We start from the raw sequence: 18,431 nt of genomic DNA on the forward strand, positions 1-18,431 counted from the left end.
GTCAGTTCCAGATGCCGGTGATGTCGGAGGCGGAGGCGGCGTTGCCCGCGTGGGCGCTCAGGCCGGCCAGGTCCTCCAGGGTGCGCAGCACGTTGTAGTGGTTGTAGGTGGTGGCGCTGGTGGAGCCGGGGATCACGTGCTGCCCGTAGACCACGGTCGGGATGCGGTTGCCGGAGAGGCTGTTGTCCTCGTCGAAGGTGACCACCAGCAGGCTGTTGTGGGTCTGCGCCCAGGTGGCGTACGCGCCGAGGTTGTTCTTGACCCAGGTGTCGCCGGTGGAGACCGAGCAGTCGTGCATGTCGCTGCACAGGTTCGGCACCACGAAGGAGACCTTCGGCAGCGTGGTGTAGTCGGTGGGGAACTGGGCGAAGGTGTAGGCGGTGTTGGTCGGCACGTTGGAGAAGCCGAACCACGGGTTGTGCTTCTGCGCGTACTTGCCGCTGGAGCAGACCGTGGAGCCCTGGCTGGGCAGGGTCTCGTTGTAGGAGCCCCAGCTCTTTCCGGCGGCGATCAGCTCGGACGCCAGGTTGGGGGCGGTCATCGAGCCGACCTTGACGCAGCTGTCGTCCGTACGGCCCTGGTTGGAGCCGGAGAACAGCATGTAGTAGTTCGGCTCGGACGGGTGGGTCAGGCCGTAGGACTGGGTCAGGTTGGCGCCGCCGGCCACCAGGGTGCCGTTCAGGTACGGGGCACTGGAGCTGCCGATCACCTGGCTGTAGGCGTGGTTCTCCATCACCACCACGACGACGTGGTCGGGCGCGGGCAGCGCGGCGGCCTGCGCGGTGGAGCCGGTGGCGGCCCACAGGCCGAGCGAGGCGGCGGCGAGCGCGACGGTGCTTCCGATCGCGGTGAGGCGGCGCTTGGTGCGGCGGCTGAGCGGTGCAGCGGTCATGGCGAGGTCCCTCCGGGGCAGGGAACGTGCGGGACAGGGCTGATGGGGCGCGCGCTTGTTGGAGCGCCGGAAACCCTAGGCGCGGGCGGTGGCCGACGAACCTTTTGACAGGTTAAGAACAAGCGAACGCTTGGTCGGCCGACAAGGCCGCCCCGGCGCTTTTCGGCCAGCGGAGCGGCACGGCTCACACCTGTCCCGATTGACCCGCCTCGGACCGACATGGTGGGATCTTTCCGGCCCGGCGCGCACGACCGGCACGGTGAACGAGGAACGGGAGGGCCGGGCGTGACAGCCGCCTTCGCTTCTCCCCTGCCCGCCCCCCGCGTGGTGCTCGGCCTCGGGCTGCGCCGCGGCGCCCCCGCCGCCGAACTGCTCCGCACCGCCGACGCCGCCCTCTCCGCCTGCGGCCTCGACCGCTCCGCCGTCGTCCTGGTCGCCACCCTGGACCGCAAGCTCGTCGAGCCCGGACTGCGCGCCGCTGCACGGGAGTTGAACGTCCCCGTGGTCGGCCACCCGGCCGCCGTGCTGGCCGCCGTCCCGGTGGCCGGCTCCGCCCGGGTGGCCGCGGCGGTCGGCACCCCGAGCGTCGCCGAAGCCGCCGCGCTGGCCTCGGCCGGACCGGGCGGCCGCCTGCTGGCGCCGCGCACCGCCTCGGCCACGGCCACCGCCGCGCTCGCGGAGAGCGCCCCCGCAACCGCCGCCCCGCCCCAGGAGGCCACCAGGTGAACGCCGAGCCCGATCTGCGCCATCACGGCGACGCCGAAGTCCGCTCCGCCGGACTGGTCGACCTCGCGGTGAACGTCCGCACCGGCACCCCGCCGCCGTGGCTGCGCGCACACCTCGCCGCCACGCTGGACACGCTGGCCGCCTACCCGGACGGCACCGCGGCCCGTGCCGCCGTCGCCGCGCGGCACGGGCGGCCGGTCGCCGAGGTGCTGCTCACCTCCGGCGCGGCCGAGGCGTTCGTGCTGCTCGCCCGGGTGCTGCGGCCGCGCCACGCGGTGGTGGTGCACCCGCAGTTCACCGAACCGGAGGCGGCGCTGCGGGACGCCGGGCACACCGTCCACCGGGTCCTCCTCACACCGGAGCAGGGCTTCCGCCTGCTGCCCGGGGCCGTTCCGGAGGACGCCGACCTGGTGGTGGTCGGCAACCCCACCAACCCCACCTCCATCCTGCACCCGGCCGCCGCACTGGCCGAACTCGCCCGGCCCGGGCGGACCCTGGTGGTCGACGAGGCGTTCATGGACACCGACCCGGGCGAGACCCAGACCCTCGCCGGGGCCCGCGACCTGCCCGGCCGGGTGGTGGTGCTGCGCAGCCTCACCAAGACCTGGGGCCTGGCCGGCCTGCGGATCGGCTACCTGCTCGCCCCCGCCGACCTGGTCGCCGAACTCGCCGCCGCCCAGCCCCTGTGGCCGGTCTCCACTCCCGCGCTGGCCGCCGCCGAACTCTGCTCCACGCCAGCCGCCCTCGCCGAGGCCGACGACGCCGCCCGCACCACCGCGCTGGACCGCGAGCACCTGCTGAAGGGCCTCGCCGCACTCCCGGACGTCCGGGTGCACGGCGAGCCGGCGGCCTCCTTCGTGCTGATCCGGCTCTCGGACGCCGCCGCCGTCCGCGACCGCCTGCGCACCGCCGGGTTCGCCGTCCGCCGCGGCGACACCTTCCCCGGCCTCGGCCCCGACTGGCTGCGGCTGGCCGTCCGCGACCGGGACACCACCGACCGCTTCCTCGACGCCCTGGCGGCCGCGATCCCCGGCTGACGCCGCGTCAGTGCAGCTCGACCTCGTCCCCGGCCTCCACCGTGCCCGGGGCGAGGATCTGCGCGTACACCCCCAGGCAGGGCAGCGGATCCATGCCGGGCAGCGGCACGACCCGGTTGAGCCGGGCCGGGCGGCGCAGCGCCTCCGGGTCGGCGGGCAGCTCGCCGTGCGCGAGGGTGGGAACGGCGCAGCGCGGGCTGGCCGCGATCAGGCGCAGCCGCAGGTCCGCGCCGACGGTGAGCTCGCGGCCGACCCAGTCGTTCTCCGCGAACGGCTCCCCGTCCGTCTCCAGGACCAGGTTGGGGCGGTAGCGGGCGGCGGGCGTGCCGGCCAGGGTGGCGGTGGTGACCAGGTGCAGCGGGGCGAAGTCGAAGAAGCTGCCGGGGGCCGCCGCCTTGCCGAAGTCCTGGACGGTGTACTCCACTTCGGCCTCGATGCCGTCGGCCAGCACCTGTTCGGGCACCGAGCGCAGCAGCACGGAGCCGGGCGGCCGTTCGGTGATCAGCCGGACGGGTCGGCCCACCAGCGCGCTGATCGCGTCCTCGTCCAGCTCGCCGCCGTCGGGGCCGGTGATCCGCACGCCGTCGTCCTTGGTCTCGGCGCGCAGGGTGAGCAACTGCCGCCAGGCGCGCGGCTGTTTGGCGCTGGCGACCCGGCCGGTGGTGACGTCCAGCAGGGCCCGGCGGCGGTCGCCCTCGACGCCGTGCTCGTCGATCCGGGCCCGGGAGACCTCCTCGCCGAGCATCGACTTCACGGGGTGGCGGTACAGCGCGGCGACTCTCAACGGTCCAGCTCCTCGGCCCAGGCGGTGAGTTGTGCGAAGTGTTCGGGCCGCAGCCCGTACCGGTGGTCGATCTTCAGGGTGAGCGCCGGGCCCGGGTGGTTGGCGGCGATCCACTCGGTGTCCTGCGGTTCGATCTCGTCGTCCACCCAGGCGAACGGCTGCTGGTCGGCCCACGCCACCAGCTGCCGGGTCTTCCAGTGCAGCCCGTCCGGGTCGCCGTGGTGCATCGACTCCCAGTTCACGTACGGGAACCTGGGCAGCCCGAGCAGCGGCGCCAGGAGCTCGTCCGCCTCCTCCCGCCAGGCCGTCGCCCACACCGGGCTGTACGGCAAGGCCAGCAGGGACGGTCCGTGGTCGGGGTGCAGCCAGACCCGCAGCGGCTTCGGCTTGCGCACGCCCTGATCGAGCTGCCGCTGGCGCCAGGCCCGCGACTGCACCCGGTGCGTCCGGTAGCCGCCGGGCCGCCGGAACCTGCCGTACGGGGCTATCGGGCCGTCGACGTCCAGCATCAGCAGCGGCCGGTCCGCCATGTACGCCTCCTGGGTGCTCGGTGCTCGGTGCCGGATTCTCTCCCGCACCGGGCCCGCCCGGCCACCGCTTTGCGTCAGGACGGCTGCGCGGCCCGCCAGTTGCGGGCGGCGGCGATGCGGCGGGTGGCGCTGGGGTGGGTGGAGAGGAGCAGTTCGAGGACGCGGGGCGGGTTCGGGTCGGCGACGTTGGCGACGGTGAGGCGGCGCTGCATGGCGATGAACTGCTCGGCGTCACCGGTCAGTTCGAGGGCGTGGCGGTCGGCACGGGTCTCGATCCGGCGGCTGACCGTGCACTGGGCGGGGGTGCTGGCGGCACCGAGCAGGGCGGCGAGCGCGGCGAGCAGCGGGAGGGAACGCGGGTCCTGCGGGTGCGCGGCGCCCGCGGCGTCGAGCAGCGGCTGCCAGGCGAGCAACGCCGCCAGCAGCGGCACCACGACGGCCGCGCCGATCGCCCCCAGGACGGTGCCGGTGGCGACGTCGCGGTGCTTGACGTGGCCGAGTTCGTGCGCGGCGACGAGTTCGACCTCGCGCGGGTCGGCGGTCCGCAGCAGGGTGTCGTAGACCACGATCCGCCGGGTCGGGCCGAAGCCGGAGACGTACGCGTTCAGCGCGGTGGTCCGGCGGGACGCGTCGGCGACCAGCACGTCGCGCACCGCGATGCCGTCGCGACGGGCCAACTCCAGCAGGGCGGTGCGCAGTTCGCCGTCCGGCATCGGGGTGAAGCGGTTGAACAGCGGCTCGAAGACCAGCGGGTGCAGGAACGACAGCGCCACCGTCAGCAGCGCCGCGGCCAGTGCGCCGGGCACCCACCAACCGGTCGGCGAGTGCCCGATCAGCGCGTACAGGCCGAGCGCGAGCGGCAGGAACAGCGCCAGGGCCACCGCCGTTCCGCGCACCGCGTCCACCGCCCAGCCCTTCCAGCCCTGGGTGACCAGGCCGAACCGGGCGCGGGCGGTGCGGACCCCGGCGGAGAACGGCAGCGTCACCAGCCGTCCGAGAAGCACCAGCGCCGCGCTCCCGGCCAGCACCTCCGCCGCCCAACTGCCCCCGAACCACCCGCCGACCGCCGTCACCAGCCCCGCCCCGGCCGCCGTGAACCCGAGCACCGCCGACAGCGCCAGCGAGGCCAGCTGCCCGCCGAGCGCCCACGGCAGCTGGGCCCGCCGCAACGCCCGGCCGCGGGCCAGCTCCTGCGGGGTGAAGTCGCCGGACGGGACGGAGGGCGGTGTGTCGGCCATGCCCCCAGCGTAGTGACCCGGCGCTCCGTCGAACCCCTGCGCGCGCAGCCCCGCCGTGCACCGCGCGACCCGTCATGCCGTCAGGCCGCCGCCCGCAGCGCCGCCGTGAACCACGCGAACACCGGCCCCAGCGACGACGGCACCGGCCAGCCGTTGATCCGGGCCAGCAGCTCCCAGTAGCGCTCCACCCGGTGGTCGCCCGCCACCTCCAGCCTGGTCAGCAGCCAGGCCCGGAGCGCGGCGTCGTCCGGCCGCCCGAACACCTGCGCGTACCGGGCCGTCAGGCCGGCCACCACCTGTCCGGCCCGGGCCGAGTCCGGGGCGACACCGGCCGCCAGCGCCCCGCCGACGGCCTCGCGGACCTGCTCGGTCAGCCGGTGGTGCAGCCCGGTGGTGTCGCCGGCTGCGCGTTCCGCGGCCTGGTAGGCGGCCATCCGGCGCAGCGAGGCGCGGAAGTCCTCGTCACGGGTCAGTTCGGCGAGCTCGGCCCAGGCCGCGACCTGGACGGGGCCGGGCTCCTCGGGCAGTTCCGGCACGGCCGTGCGGAGCAGTTCCACCAGTTCGGGGTTGGCGTCCGCCGTGCCGAAGGTGTCCTCGACGAACTCCTCGATCATGCGGCGGCGTTCCTCGTCGGACAGCTTCGCCAGTCGGTGCATCATCGCGATCTCCTCTCCTTCACTTCCCTGTTCGGCGACCGCACGGAGCACGGCCCGGCGCAGCCGCAGCGTCCGGATCTGCACGTCCAGGGCGTCCGCGTGGGCGCGGGCCACCTCGCCGACCGTGCTCTCCCGGTCCAGCAGCCGGCGGACGGCCCCCAGGTCGAGGCCCAACTCGCGCAGGGTGCGCACCAGTTGAAGTCGCGCCACGGCCTGCGCCCCGTACCGGCGGTACCCGGCGGGGCTGCGGTCGGTGGACGGCGCCAGCCCGGTGTCCGCGTAGTACCGGACGGTCTTCACCGTCAGTCCGGTCCGCCGCGCCAACTCGCCGATCGTCACCAGTTCTTCGCCGTCCATGGCCCCACTGTGGGGTCTCCCCCCACGGGAGACTCAAGCCGAATATTCCTTCGGGTACATCCGTCGGCCCGGCCTACGATGGCCGGATGGTGGGCGAGGAGAGTTTGCGGACAGCGCTGGAGTTCCGTCGCGGGTTCGCCCGTCGGCAGGCCGACGAGGTGGTGGAACTGCCGGGCGGGTTCGCGGTGTTGAGCGAGCGGTACCGGTATTCGCACGAGCACAATCAGCTGGTCCTGGACGTGCCGCCGAGCGGGGTGGACGTCGCGGGGCTGGCCGAGGAGGCGCTGGGGCATCTCGGGCACCGGCGGATCGCGGTGTTCGACGAGGCGGCCGGGCAGGCGCTGGCGCCGGGGCTGGTCGCGGCCGGGTACCAGCACGAGGTGGAGCTGGTGATGGTCCACCGGGGCCCGGTGCCGGCCCCGGGCGGCGCCGAGCAGGTCGGACTCGCCGAGCTGGCACCGGTGCTGGAGCGCCAGTGGCGCAGCTGGCTGCCGTGGGCGGCGGACGACTCGATCGCCCAGCTGGTGTCGCGGCGGACCGCCCGCGAGGCCGGCGCGGACCGGGTGCTGATCCTGGCCGCCCGGGACGCGGACGGCGAGTTCGGCGCCTGGGCGGACCTGTACCAGGACGCGGCGGGCACCGCGCAGATCGAGGACCTGGCGACGGCGGAGCACCGCCAGCGCCGCGGCCTCGCGGACCGGGTGCTGACCACGGCCCTGCACCTGGCCGCCGAACAGGCCCCGGACGGCCTGCGTTTCCTGGTCGCGGACGCCGAGGACTGGCCGCAGCAGTGGTACGCCCGCCGCGGTTTCGTGACGGTGGGCCGCACCCACGGCTTCGTCCGGATGTGACGGCGACGACGGCGCCCGCCGACCCCCCGAGCAGGGGTTCGGCGGGCGCCGTCGTGCGACGTGCGGCGGATCAGACCTGGCCGGCCTTCTCCAGGGCCTCGCAGCAGGTGTTGATCATGAGGCGGGTGACCACGTACGGGTCGACGTTCGCGTTCGGGCGGCGGTCCTCGATGTAGCCCTTCTGGTCCACCTCGACCTGCCACGGGATGCGGACCGACGCGCCGCGGTTGGAGACGCCGTACGAGTAGACGTTCCACGGGGCGGTCTCGTGCTTGCCGGTCAGGCGGGACTGGATGTCGTCACCGTACTGGTTGACGTGCTCCAGCACCTTCTCCTGGGAGGCGCCGAGCGACTCGCAGGCGGTGATGATGGCCTCGTAGCCCTCGCGCATCGCCTTGGTGGAGAAGTTGGTGTGGGCGCCCGCGCCGTTCCAGTCGCCACGGGCCGGCTTGGCGTCCAGGGTGGCGTCGATGCCGAACTCCTCGGCGGTGCGGTAGAGCAGGTAGCGGGCGATCCACATGTCGTCCGACACGGTCAGCGCGTCGACCGGGCCGATCTGGAACTCCCACTGGCCGGGCATGACCTCGGCGTTGATGCCGCAGATCGCCAGGCCGGCGTCGATGCAGCGGTCGAGGTGCAGCTCGACGATCTCGCGACCGAAGACCTCCTCGGCGCCCACGCCGCAGTAGTAGCCGCCCTGCGGGGCCGGGTAGCCGCCCTCCGGGAAGCCGAGCGGGCGGGAGCCCTTGAAGAAGGTGTACTCCTGCTCGATGCCGAAGATCGACTCCTGGTCGGCGTAGCGCTCGGCGACCTCGCGCAGCAGGGCGCGGTTGTTGGACTCGTGGGGGGTGCCGTTGGTCTCCAGCACCTCGCACAGCACCAGGATGTGCTCGCCGCCGCGGATCGGGTCCGGAACGACGCGCACCGGGTCGAGCACGCGGTCCGAGGCGTGGCCCTCGGCCTGGTTGGTCGAGGAGCCGTCGAAGCCCCAGGTGGGGATCTTGTCCGCGTTCGGCAGGACACGAGTCTTGGAACGCAGCTTCGCGGTCGGCTTGGTGCCGTCGATCCAGATGTACTCGGCCTTGATTGCCATCGCGGTGAACCTCACTGCTCGGGTGGTGGGTGCCTGCGTAGCCTCGCAAGCCGCCGTTTCCCGGTTGTTCCTCCGATGTAACGCCCATGTGAACCAACGGTGCGCAGTGACATGCTCACTGTCCGGGAGGGTCGCTCCCGTTACGCAGGCATGTCACTGGGGCACCGCGGGCGTGCTCAGCGGTGGCGGGCGTGCGCGGCGCGCCGACGACGGGTCATCCACACGGCGGCCCCGCCGGCCACCACCAGCGTGACGCCGCCGGCGGCCAGCGCGGTGGTGCCGGTCGAGCCGGTGTACGCCAGTTCCTCACCGGCGTCCTTCGGCGTCGTCCGGTTCTGCGCCGTCCCCGACGCGGCGCCGGACGGGTTCGGCGCGGCGGACGAGGCCGCGGCCGGCACCACCGCCGCCACCGGCTTCTCGCACGACACCGCGGCGACCGTCACCTTGCCGTCCACCTTGGCGACGTTCAGGTTCAGCGGGTTGATCGACACCTGCACCTCCAGCGCGGAGGCTGCGGCGGTGCTGCTGGTGACGGTCTTCTTCGAGAACTCGACGTCCACCGAGCCGATCGTCGGAACGTCCACGTGGGTGGGCGAGTTGAGGCCCAGCGTCACCGACTTCCCGAGCACCGTGAGCTTCGCCGGGGCGGTCACCTTGGCGGTCGGCTGGCCGTCCACCGGGCAGCTGACCTCGGCGCTCATCGCGTCCAGCCCGAGCAGCGTGGTCAGCGGCAGCCCGGGGACGTGCACGTCCGCGCCCACCAACTGCACGGAGGCATTGGCCTGGTTGGCGTCCGTCTTGGTCACGGACTTGCCGACCTGCGCCTTCACCAGGGTCACCGGCTGCCCGTTGGCGACCCCGTCGACCGCCGCGGTGAGCATCGCGCCGTCCCGCTGGGCCGGCGACTCCACCTTGTTCAGCGCCACGTCGACGGGCACCTTCACCGTGTTCAACAGCGTGACGTCCAGGGCGAGTTCGGCCGTCACCGCACGCGCCTTCCCGGGCTTCGCGGGCGTACCGGCGTCGGCGGCGTAGGCCGGCAGCGGAAGCGCGACCGCGAGGGCGGAAGCGGCCAGGGCGGACACGGCAACCGTGCGCAGAACAGACATGACAGGAACCCCCACACATGGTGAACGGCAGAGCGCACCCGCGACCTCACCCGGCACCACGCACGGGGAGGGGTTCGCGCTCTCGACTGCCGCCAGTCTTCTCGAACCCTGCGTCACCTCAGCAACACGGAGCGTCAGTTCACTCCTTCGGGTGAGGTTGACGATCCGGACTGACCTTTTCCGGAGAGATTCCGGCACGCATCGGAGCCTTCCCAGCGGGAAAGGGCGCGGGCAGAGTGAACGCCGTGGGGATCGAGATGGTCATCCTGGCTGCACCGCTTGCCTGTTGGCTGTTCGCGGCGCCGAAGGGACGGGTCCGGCCGGTGATCGCCGCGGTGCTCGCGGCGGCGGCCCTGGTCGCGGCGGCCGGAGTGCTGGACCGGCTGCCCCAGCAGGTGCGTTGGACGGGCCTGGTGGGCGTCGGCTGCGCCCTGGCCGTGGTGCCGCTGGTGGGCCTGGCCCTGGTGCGGCCCGTGCGCAACGGCGAGCGCGGCGAACGCCGGGGCATCGTGACCGCGCTGCTGATCGGCTGCACGCTGCTGACGGGGACGGCGAGTTGGCTGTTCGGCTCCTGCACGACGACGGCCGGCCCGCCGGGATCCCGGCCGCGTCGGAACCGGCCCCCAGGCCGACCGGTCTCCTGATCACCTCCGAACGCTCCGGCTGCGGCAGCGGGTCCGCCGACTTCTGCGAGCACGACCTGGTCGTCGGCAGTGCCTCCGGCCAGAACGCCGGCCAGTCCTCGACCGGGTCCGCGGTCACCTGACGGCCTCCGGCCGGCCGCTCGCCACGGACGACCGGGGCGGCTGGTCGGCCTGCCGGACCCGCGGTTCGCTCCTGGACGCCCACCGGGTGTGCGTCTTCGCGGCCGGCACCGACAGCGGCACCACCGTCACCCTCCGCACCATCGGCACCTGGTGACCCACCGACCGTCAGCCGTCCCAGCGGCGCAGCCGCAGGAGGCCGAGGGCCAGCGTGGCGGCCGTCCAGGCCGACAGCACCAGCAGGCCCCGGAGTTGGTCGTGGGAGCCCACCGTGAGCAGCTCGGCGCCGGCCCGGTCCGGCAGGTAGCGGGCGAGCTGCCGGGTCGCGCCGAGCAGCGACAGCAGGTGCGAGCCGGCCAGCACGGGCAGCAGGACGACCAGCGGGACGACGGCGTTGCGCGCCGCCGCGGCGAGGCCGGCCGCGAACAGGCTCATCAGCACCAGGTAGCAGGCCGCGCCGAGCAGCGCGACGGGGACGCCGGCGGCGCCGAGGCCCGCGCCGTGCGGGCCGAGCGCGTACTGGGTGACCAGGTACCCGGCCACCGTCACGGGGGCGCCGACCGCGAGGGCCGCCAGGGCCGTCGCGACGGTCTTCGCCAGGTAGAGCCGGCCCCGGTCGGGCACGGCCAGCAGTGAAGTCCGCAGCAGGCCCGAGCCGTACTCGCCGGCCACCGCCAGCACCGCGAAGACGATCAGGGCGAGCTGGCCGTACTGGATGCCGTCCAGGCCGGTCTGCTCCGGGGTGAAGTCGGCGCGCAGCAGCGGGTTGTGCGCGTCCAGCGCGGAGCGCGCGGAGACCCCGTCGAGGGCGCCGATCCCCAGGCTGACCGGGGCGAACAGCAGCAGCGCGAGGAAGGTGCCGCGCACCCTGCGCAGCTTGACGAGTTCGCCGCGCAGGGCGGCCAGGGTCTCAGGCACGGGCGTCGCTCCTCGCGGCGAGCAGGGCGAGGAAGGTCTCCTCCAACGACCCGGTCCGGGTGCCCAGTTCGTCGAGCGCCAGGCCGCGGGCGGCGGCCAGCCGGCCGATCTCGGCCGCGGGCAGCCCGGTGACCTGCAGGCTGCCGTCCCCGGTGCGCCGCACGGCGGCGCCGGCCCGCTGCAACTCGGCTGCCAGCGACGCCGGTTCGGGGGTGCGGACCTGGACGTGCGAGCGGGCGTGCCGGGCCAGGAACTCCTCCAGCGGGGCGTCCGCGACCAGTCGGCCGCGGTCGACCACCACCAGCCGGTCCGCCACCATCGCCGTCTCGGCCATCAGGTGGCTGGACACGAGCACCGTGCGCCCCTCCGCGGCCATCGCCCGCAGCAGTTCCCGCAGCCGGCGGATGCCTTCCGCGTCGAGGCCGTTGACCGGCTCGTCCAGCACCAGCACCGGCGGGTCGCCGAGCAGCGCCGCGGCCAGCCCCAGGCGCTGGGACATGCCGAGCGACAGCGCCCCGACCCGCTTGCCGGCCGCCGCGCCGAGGCCCGTCAGGTCGAGCATCCGGCCGACCCGCTCGGGCGCGATGCCGTTGCTCCGGGCCAGCCAGCGCAGGTGGTCGCGGGCGGTGAGGCCGCGGTGCGCCCCGCCGCCCTCCAGCAGGGCGCCTACCTGCCGTACGGGGAACCGCAGTTGACGGTACGGCAGGCCGTTGATCAGGGCACTGCCGCCGTCCGGGCGGGTCAGGCCGAGGATCATCCGCATGGTGGTGGTCTTCCCGGCGCCGTTCGGGCCCAGGAATCCGGTCACCGTGCCGGACCGGGCGGCGAAGGTCAGCCCCTCCACGACGGTGTGCCGGCCGTACCGCTTGGTCAGGTCGTTGACGTCGATCACGCCGTCCAGTCTCGGCGGGTGGCGCCGGCGCCGCATCGGCCCCCGGTCCGGTCCCGCCGGCCCCGGGCCGCCGCCCGAACCCCTACCCGAGGATGAGATTCCGTCAGTACGGCAGCACCGCGCGGACGGTCCAGCCGCCGCCGTCGCCGGGCCCGGCCGTGAGGGTGCCGCCGTGGGCGTGGGCCCGCTCCCGCATGCCGAGCAGGCCGAGGCCGCTGCCGGGCACCGGCCCGGCCGGCCCGCCGCCGGACCGCCCGTCGTCGGCCACCTCGACGGTCAGTCCGCCGTCGGCCGCGACCACCCGGACCCGGCAGCGCGTGGGGGCGGCGTGCTTGGCGGTGTTGGTCAGCGCCTCCTGCACGATGCGGTACCCGGCGAGCGCGACACCGCCCGGCGGCTCCACCGCGCAGCGCGTCGTCAACTCGACCCGCACCCCGGCGAGTTCGGCGGCGCGGACCAGCTCGGGCAGGTCGGCCAGACCCCGGGCCGGCCGCAGGTCGCCCCCGTCGGAGCCGTCCTCGCCGCGCAGCACCACGAGGGTCGCACGCAGGTCGCTCAACGCCTTCCGGCTGATCTCCTCGATGGCGGTGAGCGCGAGCCCGGCCTCCTCGGGACGGGTGGCGGCGACGTGGTTGGCGATGCCCGCCTTGACGGCGATCAGGCCCACGCTGTGGGTGACCACGTCGTGGATGTCCCGGGCGATCCGCAGCCGCTCCTCCCGCCTGGCCCGCTCCCCGGCCTGCTCGATCGTCCGGCGCACGCCTTCCCGGCGCTCCCGCACGGCGAGGCCGGCCGCCCACGTGGCGCCGAGCACCAGCACGCCGAAGAGCACCTGCACCGCCTGCGTCCCGCCCGGGTAGTGCGGACTGCCGCCGACGGTCAGCAGGACCACGCCCGCCGCGCTCGTCCCGCCGATCACCGCCGCACCCCGCCCGAACGGCGGCGGGCCGGTCCGCAGCGCGACCGGGTACGCCGCGAAAGCGGCGGCCAGGAACGCGGTCGGCGCCAGGCCCAGCGGGATCGAGGCCACGGCCACCGCGAGCACCGTGAGGAACACCGGCCACGGCCCGATCCGCCGCACCACCAGGGGCGCCGCGGCCGCCACGGCCGCCGCCCCCAGCACCCAGCCCGGCACGCCGTCGCCGGCCTGCGGCCGCAGCGGGGACAGCGCCGGGAGCAGCGCCAGTCCCACCGCGGCGGCGGCGTCGACCGCGATCAACTGGCGTACGGCGGAGGCCTTTCGGAATGCGGACAGCATGCCGACAACGCTACGGCCGGTCCGAACCGGCGGTCGGCGTCAGAGCTGCGGCATGCCGGGCTCGGCGATGCCGGCCTCGTAGGCGACGATCACCAGCTGGGCGCGGTCCCGGGCGCTCAACTTGGCCAGCAGGCTGCCGACATGGGACTTCACCGTGGGCAGGCTGATCACCAGCCGCTCGGCGATCTCCTGGTTGGAGAGCCCGTTGGCGATCTGGACCAGCACCTCGTGCTCGCGGCGGGTCAGCCCGACCAGCCGCGGCTCGGGCCGAGCCGGCCCGGCGTTCCGGGACACGTCCGCGATCAACCGCCGGGTCACCGTCGGCGACAGGATGCCCTCCCCCGCCGCGACGGTCCGGATCCCCGTCACCAGGTCGGCCGGTGTGGCGTCCTTCAGCAGGAAGCCACTGGCCCCCGCCCGGAGCGCCGGATACACGTACTCGTCCAGGTCGAACATGGTCAGCGCCAGCACCCGGACGCCTGCCGACTCCGGATCGGAGCAGATCTCCCGGGTGGCGGCGATGCCGTCGAGCACCGGCATCCGAAGGTCCATCAGCACGACATCCGGCCGCAGTTGCCGCGCGAGCCGGACGGCAGCCGCCCCGTCGGCGGCCTCCCCCGCGGCCGCCAGACCGGGCGTGGAGTCCACCAACAGCCGGAAACTGCCGCGCAGCAGCGCCTGGTCGTCCGCGATCAGCACCCGAATCTCGCCCGCCATGGCCCCCACTGTATGCGCCACGGGCCGGCGCCGAAGCTCCTGCTGCCGGTGGCCCGGTCGGCCGGGCGAAGCACGGCGCCCGGAGTCCGGGCTCGCCGGTTCACCTGCGAGGCGCCGCCTCCGACTTGTCGTCAACTCCCGGACAGAGCGCCCAGGCCAGCAACGCCCGGGCCGCCGGCAGCGGATCGCCCGGGCCCCAGGCGGTCCAGTCGAGCGTCACCTGGCGGCTGCCGTCGAGGGAGTGGAAGGAGAGCGTGTGGTAGCCGGCCGCGCCGCCGCCGTGGCCGGCGATCGGGCCGCACGGGAGGTCGGCGAGTTCCAGCCCGAGCCCCCAGCCGCCCGCCGACGGGTCGGTCATCGCTCGCAGCAGGGCCGGGGTGAGCAGACGGCCGGTGAGCAGCGCGGCGTAGAAGCGGTCGAGGTCGGCGGTCGTGGAGACGAGGTCCCCGGCGGCCGCGGCGATCGACAGGTTGACGACGGTGAAGTCGACGGGTCGCACGCTGCCGTCGGGCAGCGCGGCCGGCTCGTAGGCGTGGGCGTGCGGGCCCGGGAGGGCGGGGGAGGAACCCGGGAGGCGGGTGTCGCGCAGACCGAGCGGCCGCAGGATCCGGCGGTCGATCTCGGTGGCGTAGGAGTCGCCCGTGGTCCGTTCGATCAGCTCCCCGAGGACCACGTAGTCGGTGTTCGAGTAGTGGTGCGCCTCGCCCGGCGCGAAGAGCAGCGGCTCCGCGGCGACCCGGCGGACCAGTTCGGCGGCGGTCCAGGTCCGGAAGCGGTCGATCGGCGCATCGCCCCGCACCAGGCCGTCGGTGTACTCGGGCAGGCCGCTCGAATGGTCCAGCAGCTCCTTGACGGTGATCCGCTCGCTGCCGGGCGCGGTGAGCAGGCCGGGCGCCAACGACCGTACGGTGTCGTCCAGGCCCAGCCGTCCCTCCCCGACCAGTTGCAGCACGACCGTGGCGGTGAACGTCTTGGTGACGCTTCCGGCCCGGAACCTGGCGTCGGCGGGCACCGGCCGGCCGCCCGTCAGGGTCGTCCGCCCGCTCCCCGCCCGCCGCACGGCCGCTCCCCGCCGGACTTCGGCGACCGCCCCCACCGCGCCGTCGGCGGTCAACCGGTCGAGCATCACCCGCAGTTCGCCCGAGTCCGCCGGGCCCGGACCCCGATCCGCCGCCTGCGCCCCGGGGGCGCCCGCCCCCAGCAGCACGCAGCCGGCGAGCACGGCCGCAGCAGCCGCCCTCAGATGTCGCATGGCACCCTAACTCCCCTCGCCCTCAAGGGCATTCGCCCACCCACCAGGCTCGGCGGACCGGCCGGGTGAGGGGATCGGCCGTACGGACGAGGAGCACCCGGAGGATTCGGCGCCGGGCCTCCGGGTCGGGTGAGGGTTCGCCGGTCGACCACTCCCGGCGGGCCGGACCGGGCCTAGCGTGAAGTCCCGACGTGTGCCCGGTACTTGGCGAACCGGTCGGCGATCTCCTGCGCCCGGGACTCCGCCTCCGCGAGGGGCATCTCGTCGCAGGAGTAGCCGATCTCGTCGGTGAGGATCTGCATCGCTCCCGGTTCGAAGCGCACCGTGCCGTCCGGGCGGATCTCGCTGATGCCGTCGGCGAGTTGGCCCGAGACGTTGATGGCGAGGGCCTCCTCCGAGGTCATCCCCCCGGGCAGGCGGAGCTGGATCTTTCCGCCTTCCAGGGCGACCGGGTAGCCGCCGAGCATGCCGTCCGGGCCCGGTGCGTGGACGAGGGCGTCGCGCTCGTCGACCAGGGGTTCGAGGACGCTGAGGGCCGAGGTGGCGGTCATGGCGTGGCCGGCCAGGCCGCCGGTGCGGCGGTATTCGTGCGGGAGGCGCTTGAGCAGGGCCGGCAGGTCGAGGTCCGCGGTGATGTCGTGACCCTGCCGCAGCACGGCCAGGCCCATGGCGGCGGGGTCGCTGTCGCCGTGGCGGGACAGCCGGTGGGAGACGTAGTGGTGGGCGACGAGTCGCACCTCCAGCTCCGCGGCGGCGCAGCCGAGGGTGTCGGCCACCACGGCCTGGATGCCGGGGACGTTGTTGGCGACGTTGCCGATGCCGAGGTCCGGCGAGAGTCCGGCCGCGGAGAGCGCGGGGTGGACGGCGTCCGGGTAGGCGGCGTTCACCACGACGGCCTGGCTGCCGGACAGCTTGACCGCTTCCATGGCCTTCATCACGGGGACCAGGTGCATGGGCAGCCAGGGGCCGAAGTTGGCGGCGTACAGCCGCGCGAAGGAGTCCTGGGGCAGCGTCGAGATCACCCACCAGGACTGGTAGCTGACGGCGAGGAAGATGACGTCGGGGGCGAACTCCGCGATGCGCTCGGCGGTGCGGGCGGTGTCGGTCAGGTCGCTGACCGAGCCGCTGACCGTGGACGAGAATCCGCGCTGCAGCGCACAGAACCTGGCCAGGTTCACGGCTCGTACGACGGCTTCCTGGTCCCTGCCGACGAGTTCGACCTGGCGCCCACGGCTGGTCTGCGCCAGTTCGTGGAACACGCGGCGGCCGATGTCGCCTGCACCCAGGACCATGACCTTGCGTGCGTCGTCCATCATGATGTGCCTCCGGGAGGAGCAGTGGATAGGGGCGGGTGGCCGGGGTCGTTCCGGGATCGGGGCTACAGCTCGGCGATCAACCGGGGCAGGTCCCGCATCGAGAAGAAGGGCCGGACGTCGTCCCGGTGCGGGGTTCCGGCCGGATCGGCGGTGTACTGCAGGACCCGCATGCCCGCGCCGAGCGCGGCGTCGACGCCGACCCGGCTGTCCTCGATGACGACGCAGTCGTCGGCGGGGACGCCGCATTCCGCGGCGGCCCAGCGGAACAGGGCGGGGTCGGGCTTCCAGGCGGCGACCTCGTAGGCGGAGTAGATCCGGGTGCCGAAGTGGCGGAGCACCCGGGCCTTCGTCAGCCGGCGTTCGATGATGTCGCGGGGGCTGTTGGACGCGACGCACATGGCGAAGCCCCGGTCCGCCAGCGCTTCGAGCGCGTACGCCACGCCGTCGATGGGGTCGATCCGGTCACCGATGAGCTCTTCGCACCTGGCCCGGGCGAGTGGGACGGCGTCGGCCGGCGGGCTCGTCCGGGCCAGGCCCGCCATCAGGTCGATGCACTCCTGCATCTTCTTGCCGGAGAACAGCTCGTGTTGCCGCTCCTCGTCGAGGGTGAGCCCCATCAGCTCCCCCACGTACGCGATTCCGGCGTTCTCGGCCGCCTGGGTGTCGACCAGGACGCCGTCCAGGTCGAAGATCACCAGCTTGGGGGCCCGCGACGTCAGGGGCTCAGTACTCATAGCTGATCCAGTCCGCACTCTCGATCGCGGCCACCGTCGCCGCCAGTTCCTCATGGGTCGCGACGGCCCCGGTGACGGCCGCCACGTTGGCCTCCGCGCCGATCTGCCAGCCGACTTCGGTGCCGGGCTCGGTCAGCACGGAGACCCGTTCCACGTTCGGCAGTCGCCGCAGGGCGCCCACGTCGCCGATCGCCCGGACCCGTCGGGCGTCCGCGGGCGGCACGATCAGGTAGTGGAAGGCGATCGGGCCGGCCGTGCTGATCTCCGGGGTCTCGCAGGGCCGGCCGAGCGCCGCCCGGATCGCGGTGTCCGCGGGGTCGCTGGTGCGCGAGCGCACCGCGAGGTCGTCGACCCAGGCGCCGAGCCGGCCGTTGACCTCGATGACCCGCGGCCCGGCGGCCGTCAGTTTGATCTCGACGTCCGCGACGCCGTGGATCCGCAGCGCGCGAACCGCCGCGCACGCCAGGTCGATCACCGCGCGCACCTCGTCCTTCGGCACCACGGAGTACCCGCCGTAGCCGCCGCGTTCGCGGAACGGCTCGGCGAGGGCGAACTTGCTGGTGACGAACACCGGGCGGACGTCGTCCCCGAACGCGACGCAGTCCACGGCGATGTAGTCGCCCCACGGGCGCGGTTCGGGCCGGCCGACGAGGAGTTCCTCCACCATCACGGCCGTCTCCACCGGCCCGCCGGAGTCCCGGTCGAACATCCGGGCCAGCGCGGCACGGCACTCCTCGGCGGTCGCCACGGCCACGGTGTTCCGGCTGGACGCCCCGACGACCGGCTTGATGATGGCGGGGAGCCCGACCAGCTCGATCGCCTCGTCGGCCTGCGCGGCGGAGGTGACGGTGTGGAACCCGATGCTGTCGATGCCGGCCTGCGCGAAGCGCTCCCGCTGCCGGTCCTTGTGCGTGATCGCGTCCAGGTCCGCGGTCCGGTGGTACGGCAGTCCGAGCGCTTCGGCCAGCCGCGCCGTGGTGCGGATCTGGTCCTCGCCGAAGGTGAGGATGCCGGCGGGCCGCAGCTCGCGCAGGCTCCGCAGGACGTCCTCCTCGGTGCGGTCCACGGTGTTCACCACCGCGCCGAACATCTCGAGGATCACGATCATCTCCTGCGCGTGCTCCGTCTCCGGGACGACGAACACGACGTCACATCCGTTGCTCCGGGCGGCCTCGGCGATCCGGGTCGGCGCGAGGCTCCCGGTGTCGTAGACGACGAGCAGCACCGGCTTCTGGCTCATGGGTAGACCTCGCGTTCTGGGCCGTCCGGGCGCACGGCTGCGCCACGGCGGGACGTTTGGCTTGGTG

The 18,431-nt window shown here is 74.0% G+C and carries 19 protein-coding genes; 4 read left to right on the forward strand and 15 right to left on the reverse strand.

All coding sequences use genetic code 11. From position 1 onward, the window contains the following. Position 1 precedes the first annotated feature (1 nt). Positions 2-892 carry an alkaline phosphatase family protein gene (locus ACI1MP_RS11550; RefSeq protein ID WP_380343865.1) on the reverse strand — a complete coding sequence of 297 codons (891 nt, stop codon included), beginning with the start codon at positions 890-892 and terminating at the stop codon, positions 2-4. A 285-nt stretch (positions 893-1,177) separates the two neighbouring features. On the opposite strand from ACI1MP_RS11550, the gene ACI1MP_RS11555 reads away from it, so the two are divergent. Further along, on the forward strand, positions 1,178-1,618 hold the full coding sequence (locus ACI1MP_RS11555; RefSeq protein ID WP_404868610.1) for a cobalamin biosynthesis protein: 441 nt from the start codon (positions 1,178-1,180) through the stop codon (positions 1,616-1,618). After that, positions 1,615-2,655, forward strand: coding sequence for an Rv2231c family pyridoxal phosphate-dependent protein CobC (gene cobC, locus ACI1MP_RS11560; protein ID WP_380343870.1), 1,041 nt, complete (start codon positions 1,615-1,617; stop codon positions 2,653-2,655). Before ACI1MP_RS11555 ends, cobC begins: the two co-directional genes overlap by 4 nt. Before the next feature lie 7 nt (positions 2,656-2,662). Here cobC and ACI1MP_RS11565 read toward each other — a convergent pair whose 3' ends face one another. The 4 genes from ACI1MP_RS11565 to ACI1MP_RS11580 form a co-directional block, all read right to left on the reverse strand. After that, on the reverse strand, positions 2,663-3,439 hold the full coding sequence (locus tag ACI1MP_RS11565) for an MOSC domain-containing protein (RefSeq protein ID WP_100589426.1): 777 nt from the start codon (positions 3,437-3,439) through the stop codon (positions 2,663-2,665). Beyond that, positions 3,436-3,969, reverse strand: a complete 534-nt coding sequence (locus ACI1MP_RS11570) for a hypothetical protein (RefSeq protein ID WP_380343873.1) — start codon at positions 3,967-3,969, stop codon at positions 3,436-3,438. Before ACI1MP_RS11570 ends, ACI1MP_RS11565 begins: the two co-directional genes overlap by 4 nt. A gap of 74 nt (positions 3,970-4,043) precedes the next feature. After that, positions 4,044-5,207, reverse strand: a complete 1,164-nt coding sequence (locus ACI1MP_RS11575) for a M48 family metallopeptidase (RefSeq protein WP_404868611.1) — start codon at positions 5,205-5,207, stop codon at positions 4,044-4,046. A gap of 80 nt (positions 5,208-5,287) precedes the next feature. Further along, a complete protein-coding gene (locus tag ACI1MP_RS11580; protein ID WP_404868612.1) occupies positions 5,288-6,220 on the reverse strand; it encodes a MerR family transcriptional regulator in 933 nt (310 codons plus the stop codon). 86 nt (positions 6,221-6,306) lie between these two features. On the opposite strand from ACI1MP_RS11580, the gene ACI1MP_RS11585 reads away from it, so the two are divergent. Next, positions 6,307-7,071, forward strand: coding sequence for a GNAT family N-acetyltransferase (locus tag ACI1MP_RS11585; protein WP_404868613.1), 765 nt, complete (start codon positions 6,307-6,309; stop codon positions 7,069-7,071). 70 nt (positions 7,072-7,141) lie between these two features. Here the strand turns inward: ACI1MP_RS11585 and glnII are convergent, their stop codons facing one another. Next, positions 7,142-8,164, reverse strand: coding sequence for a glutamine synthetase GlnII (gene glnII / locus ACI1MP_RS11590; protein ID WP_380343885.1), 1,023 nt, complete (start codon positions 8,162-8,164; stop codon positions 7,142-7,144). Between the two features lie 176 nt (positions 8,165-8,340). Next, a complete protein-coding gene (locus ACI1MP_RS11595) occupies positions 8,341-9,273 on the reverse strand; it encodes an SCO1860 family LAETG-anchored protein (protein ID WP_380343888.1) in 933 nt (310 codons plus the stop codon). Between the two features lie 245 nt (positions 9,274-9,518). Between ACI1MP_RS11595 and ACI1MP_RS11600 the strand changes: the two genes are divergently transcribed. Next, a complete protein-coding gene (locus tag ACI1MP_RS11600) occupies positions 9,519-9,917 on the forward strand; it encodes a hypothetical protein (RefSeq protein WP_404868614.1) in 399 nt (132 codons plus the stop codon). Positions 9,918-10,205: 288 nt separating this feature from the next. Here ACI1MP_RS11600 and ACI1MP_RS11605 read toward each other — a convergent pair whose 3' ends face one another. The 8 genes from ACI1MP_RS11605 to ACI1MP_RS11640 form a co-directional block, all read right to left on the reverse strand. Continuing rightward, complete coding sequence (locus ACI1MP_RS11605; RefSeq protein WP_404868615.1) at positions 10,206-10,955, reverse strand: ABC transporter permease; 750 nt, start codon at positions 10,953-10,955, stop codon at positions 10,206-10,208. Then, a complete protein-coding gene (locus tag ACI1MP_RS11610; RefSeq protein WP_404868616.1) occupies positions 10,948-11,847 on the reverse strand; it encodes an ABC transporter ATP-binding protein in 900 nt (299 codons plus the stop codon). The genes ACI1MP_RS11605 and ACI1MP_RS11610 overlap by 8 nt, the downstream gene beginning before the upstream one ends. A gap of 103 nt (positions 11,848-11,950) precedes the next feature. After that, the gene (locus tag ACI1MP_RS11615; RefSeq protein WP_404868617.1) at positions 11,951-13,105 is read right to left on the reverse strand and encodes a sensor histidine kinase; all 1,155 of its coding nucleotides are present in this window, start codon (positions 13,103-13,105) and stop codon (positions 11,951-11,953) included. A gap of 39 nt (positions 13,106-13,144) precedes the next feature. Continuing rightward, positions 13,145-13,822 carry a response regulator gene (locus tag ACI1MP_RS11620; RefSeq protein WP_380343899.1) on the reverse strand — a complete coding sequence of 226 codons (678 nt, stop codon included), beginning with the start codon at positions 13,820-13,822 and terminating at the stop codon, positions 13,145-13,147. Positions 13,823-13,922: 100 nt separating this feature from the next. Then, positions 13,923-15,074: a serine hydrolase domain-containing protein gene (locus tag ACI1MP_RS11625; RefSeq protein ID WP_404868618.1), complete on the reverse strand. Its 1,152-nt coding sequence runs from the start codon at positions 15,072-15,074 to the stop codon at positions 13,923-13,925. A gap of 173 nt (positions 15,075-15,247) precedes the next feature. Further along, entirely contained in the window at positions 15,248-16,390 is a 1,143-nt protein-coding gene (locus ACI1MP_RS11630) for a hypothetical protein (RefSeq protein ID WP_380343902.1), read from the reverse strand. Positions 16,391-16,452: 62 nt separating this feature from the next. Beyond that, positions 16,453-17,124, reverse strand: coding sequence for an HAD family hydrolase (locus ACI1MP_RS11635; RefSeq protein ID WP_380343905.1), 672 nt, complete (start codon positions 17,122-17,124; stop codon positions 16,453-16,455). Next, complete coding sequence (locus ACI1MP_RS11640) at positions 17,114-18,364, reverse strand: acetyl-CoA carboxylase biotin carboxylase subunit family protein (protein WP_380343907.1); 1,251 nt, start codon at positions 18,362-18,364, stop codon at positions 17,114-17,116. The genes ACI1MP_RS11635 and ACI1MP_RS11640 overlap by 11 nt, the downstream gene beginning before the upstream one ends. Between the last annotated feature and the right edge of the window lie 67 nt (positions 18,365-18,431).

The sequence above is a fragment of the Kitasatospora griseola genome, assembly GCF_044999035.1.
In the GTDB taxonomy this organism is placed as follows: Bacteria; Actinomycetota; Actinomycetes; order Streptomycetales; family Streptomycetaceae; genus Kitasatospora; species Kitasatospora griseola.

Bases quoted from the DNA above. Each gene is read 5' to 3' on its own strand.
- ACI1MP_RS11620 (WP_380343899.1), bottom strand. From the start codon at position 13,822: ATGGCGGGCGAGATTCGGGTGCTGATCGCGGACGACCAGGCGCTGCTG.
- ACI1MP_RS11625 (WP_404868618.1), bottom strand. From the start codon at position 15,074: ATGCGACATCTGAGGGCGGCTGCTGCGGCCGTGCTCGCCGGCTGCGTG.
- ACI1MP_RS11630 (WP_380343902.1), bottom strand. From the start codon at position 16,390: ATGATGGACGACGCACGCAAGGTCATGGTCCTGGGTGCAGGCGACATC.
- ACI1MP_RS11615 (WP_404868617.1), bottom strand. From the start codon at position 13,105: ATGCTGTCCGCATTCCGAAAGGCCTCCGCCGTACGCCAGTTGATCGCG.
- ACI1MP_RS11640 (WP_380343907.1), bottom strand. From the start codon at position 18,364: ATGAGCCAGAAGCCGGTGCTGCTCGTCGTCTACGACACCGGGAGCCTC.
- glnII (WP_380343885.1), bottom strand. From the start codon at position 8,164: ATGGCAATCAAGGCCGAGTACATCTGGATCGACGGCACCAAGCCGACC.
- ACI1MP_RS11550 (WP_380343865.1), bottom strand. From the start codon at position 892: ATGACCGCTGCACCGCTCAGCCGCCGCACCAAGCGCCGCCTCACCGCG.
- ACI1MP_RS11595 (WP_380343888.1), bottom strand. From the start codon at position 9,273: ATGTCTGTTCTGCGCACGGTTGCCGTGTCCGCCCTGGCCGCTTCCGCC.
- ACI1MP_RS11585 (WP_404868613.1), top strand. From the start codon at position 6,307: ATGGTGGGCGAGGAGAGTTTGCGGACAGCGCTGGAGTTCCGTCGCGGG.
- ACI1MP_RS11580 (WP_404868612.1), bottom strand. From the start codon at position 6,220: ATGGACGGCGAAGAACTGGTGACGATCGGCGAGTTGGCGCGGCGGACC.
- ACI1MP_RS11635 (WP_380343905.1), bottom strand. From the start codon at position 17,124: ATGAGTACTGAGCCCCTGACGTCGCGGGCCCCCAAGCTGGTGATCTTC.
- ACI1MP_RS11575 (WP_404868611.1), bottom strand. From the start codon at position 5,207: ATGGCCGACACACCGCCCTCCGTCCCGTCCGGCGACTTCACCCCGCAG.
- ACI1MP_RS11570 (WP_380343873.1), bottom strand. From the start codon at position 3,969: ATGGCGGACCGGCCGCTGCTGATGCTGGACGTCGACGGCCCGATAGCC.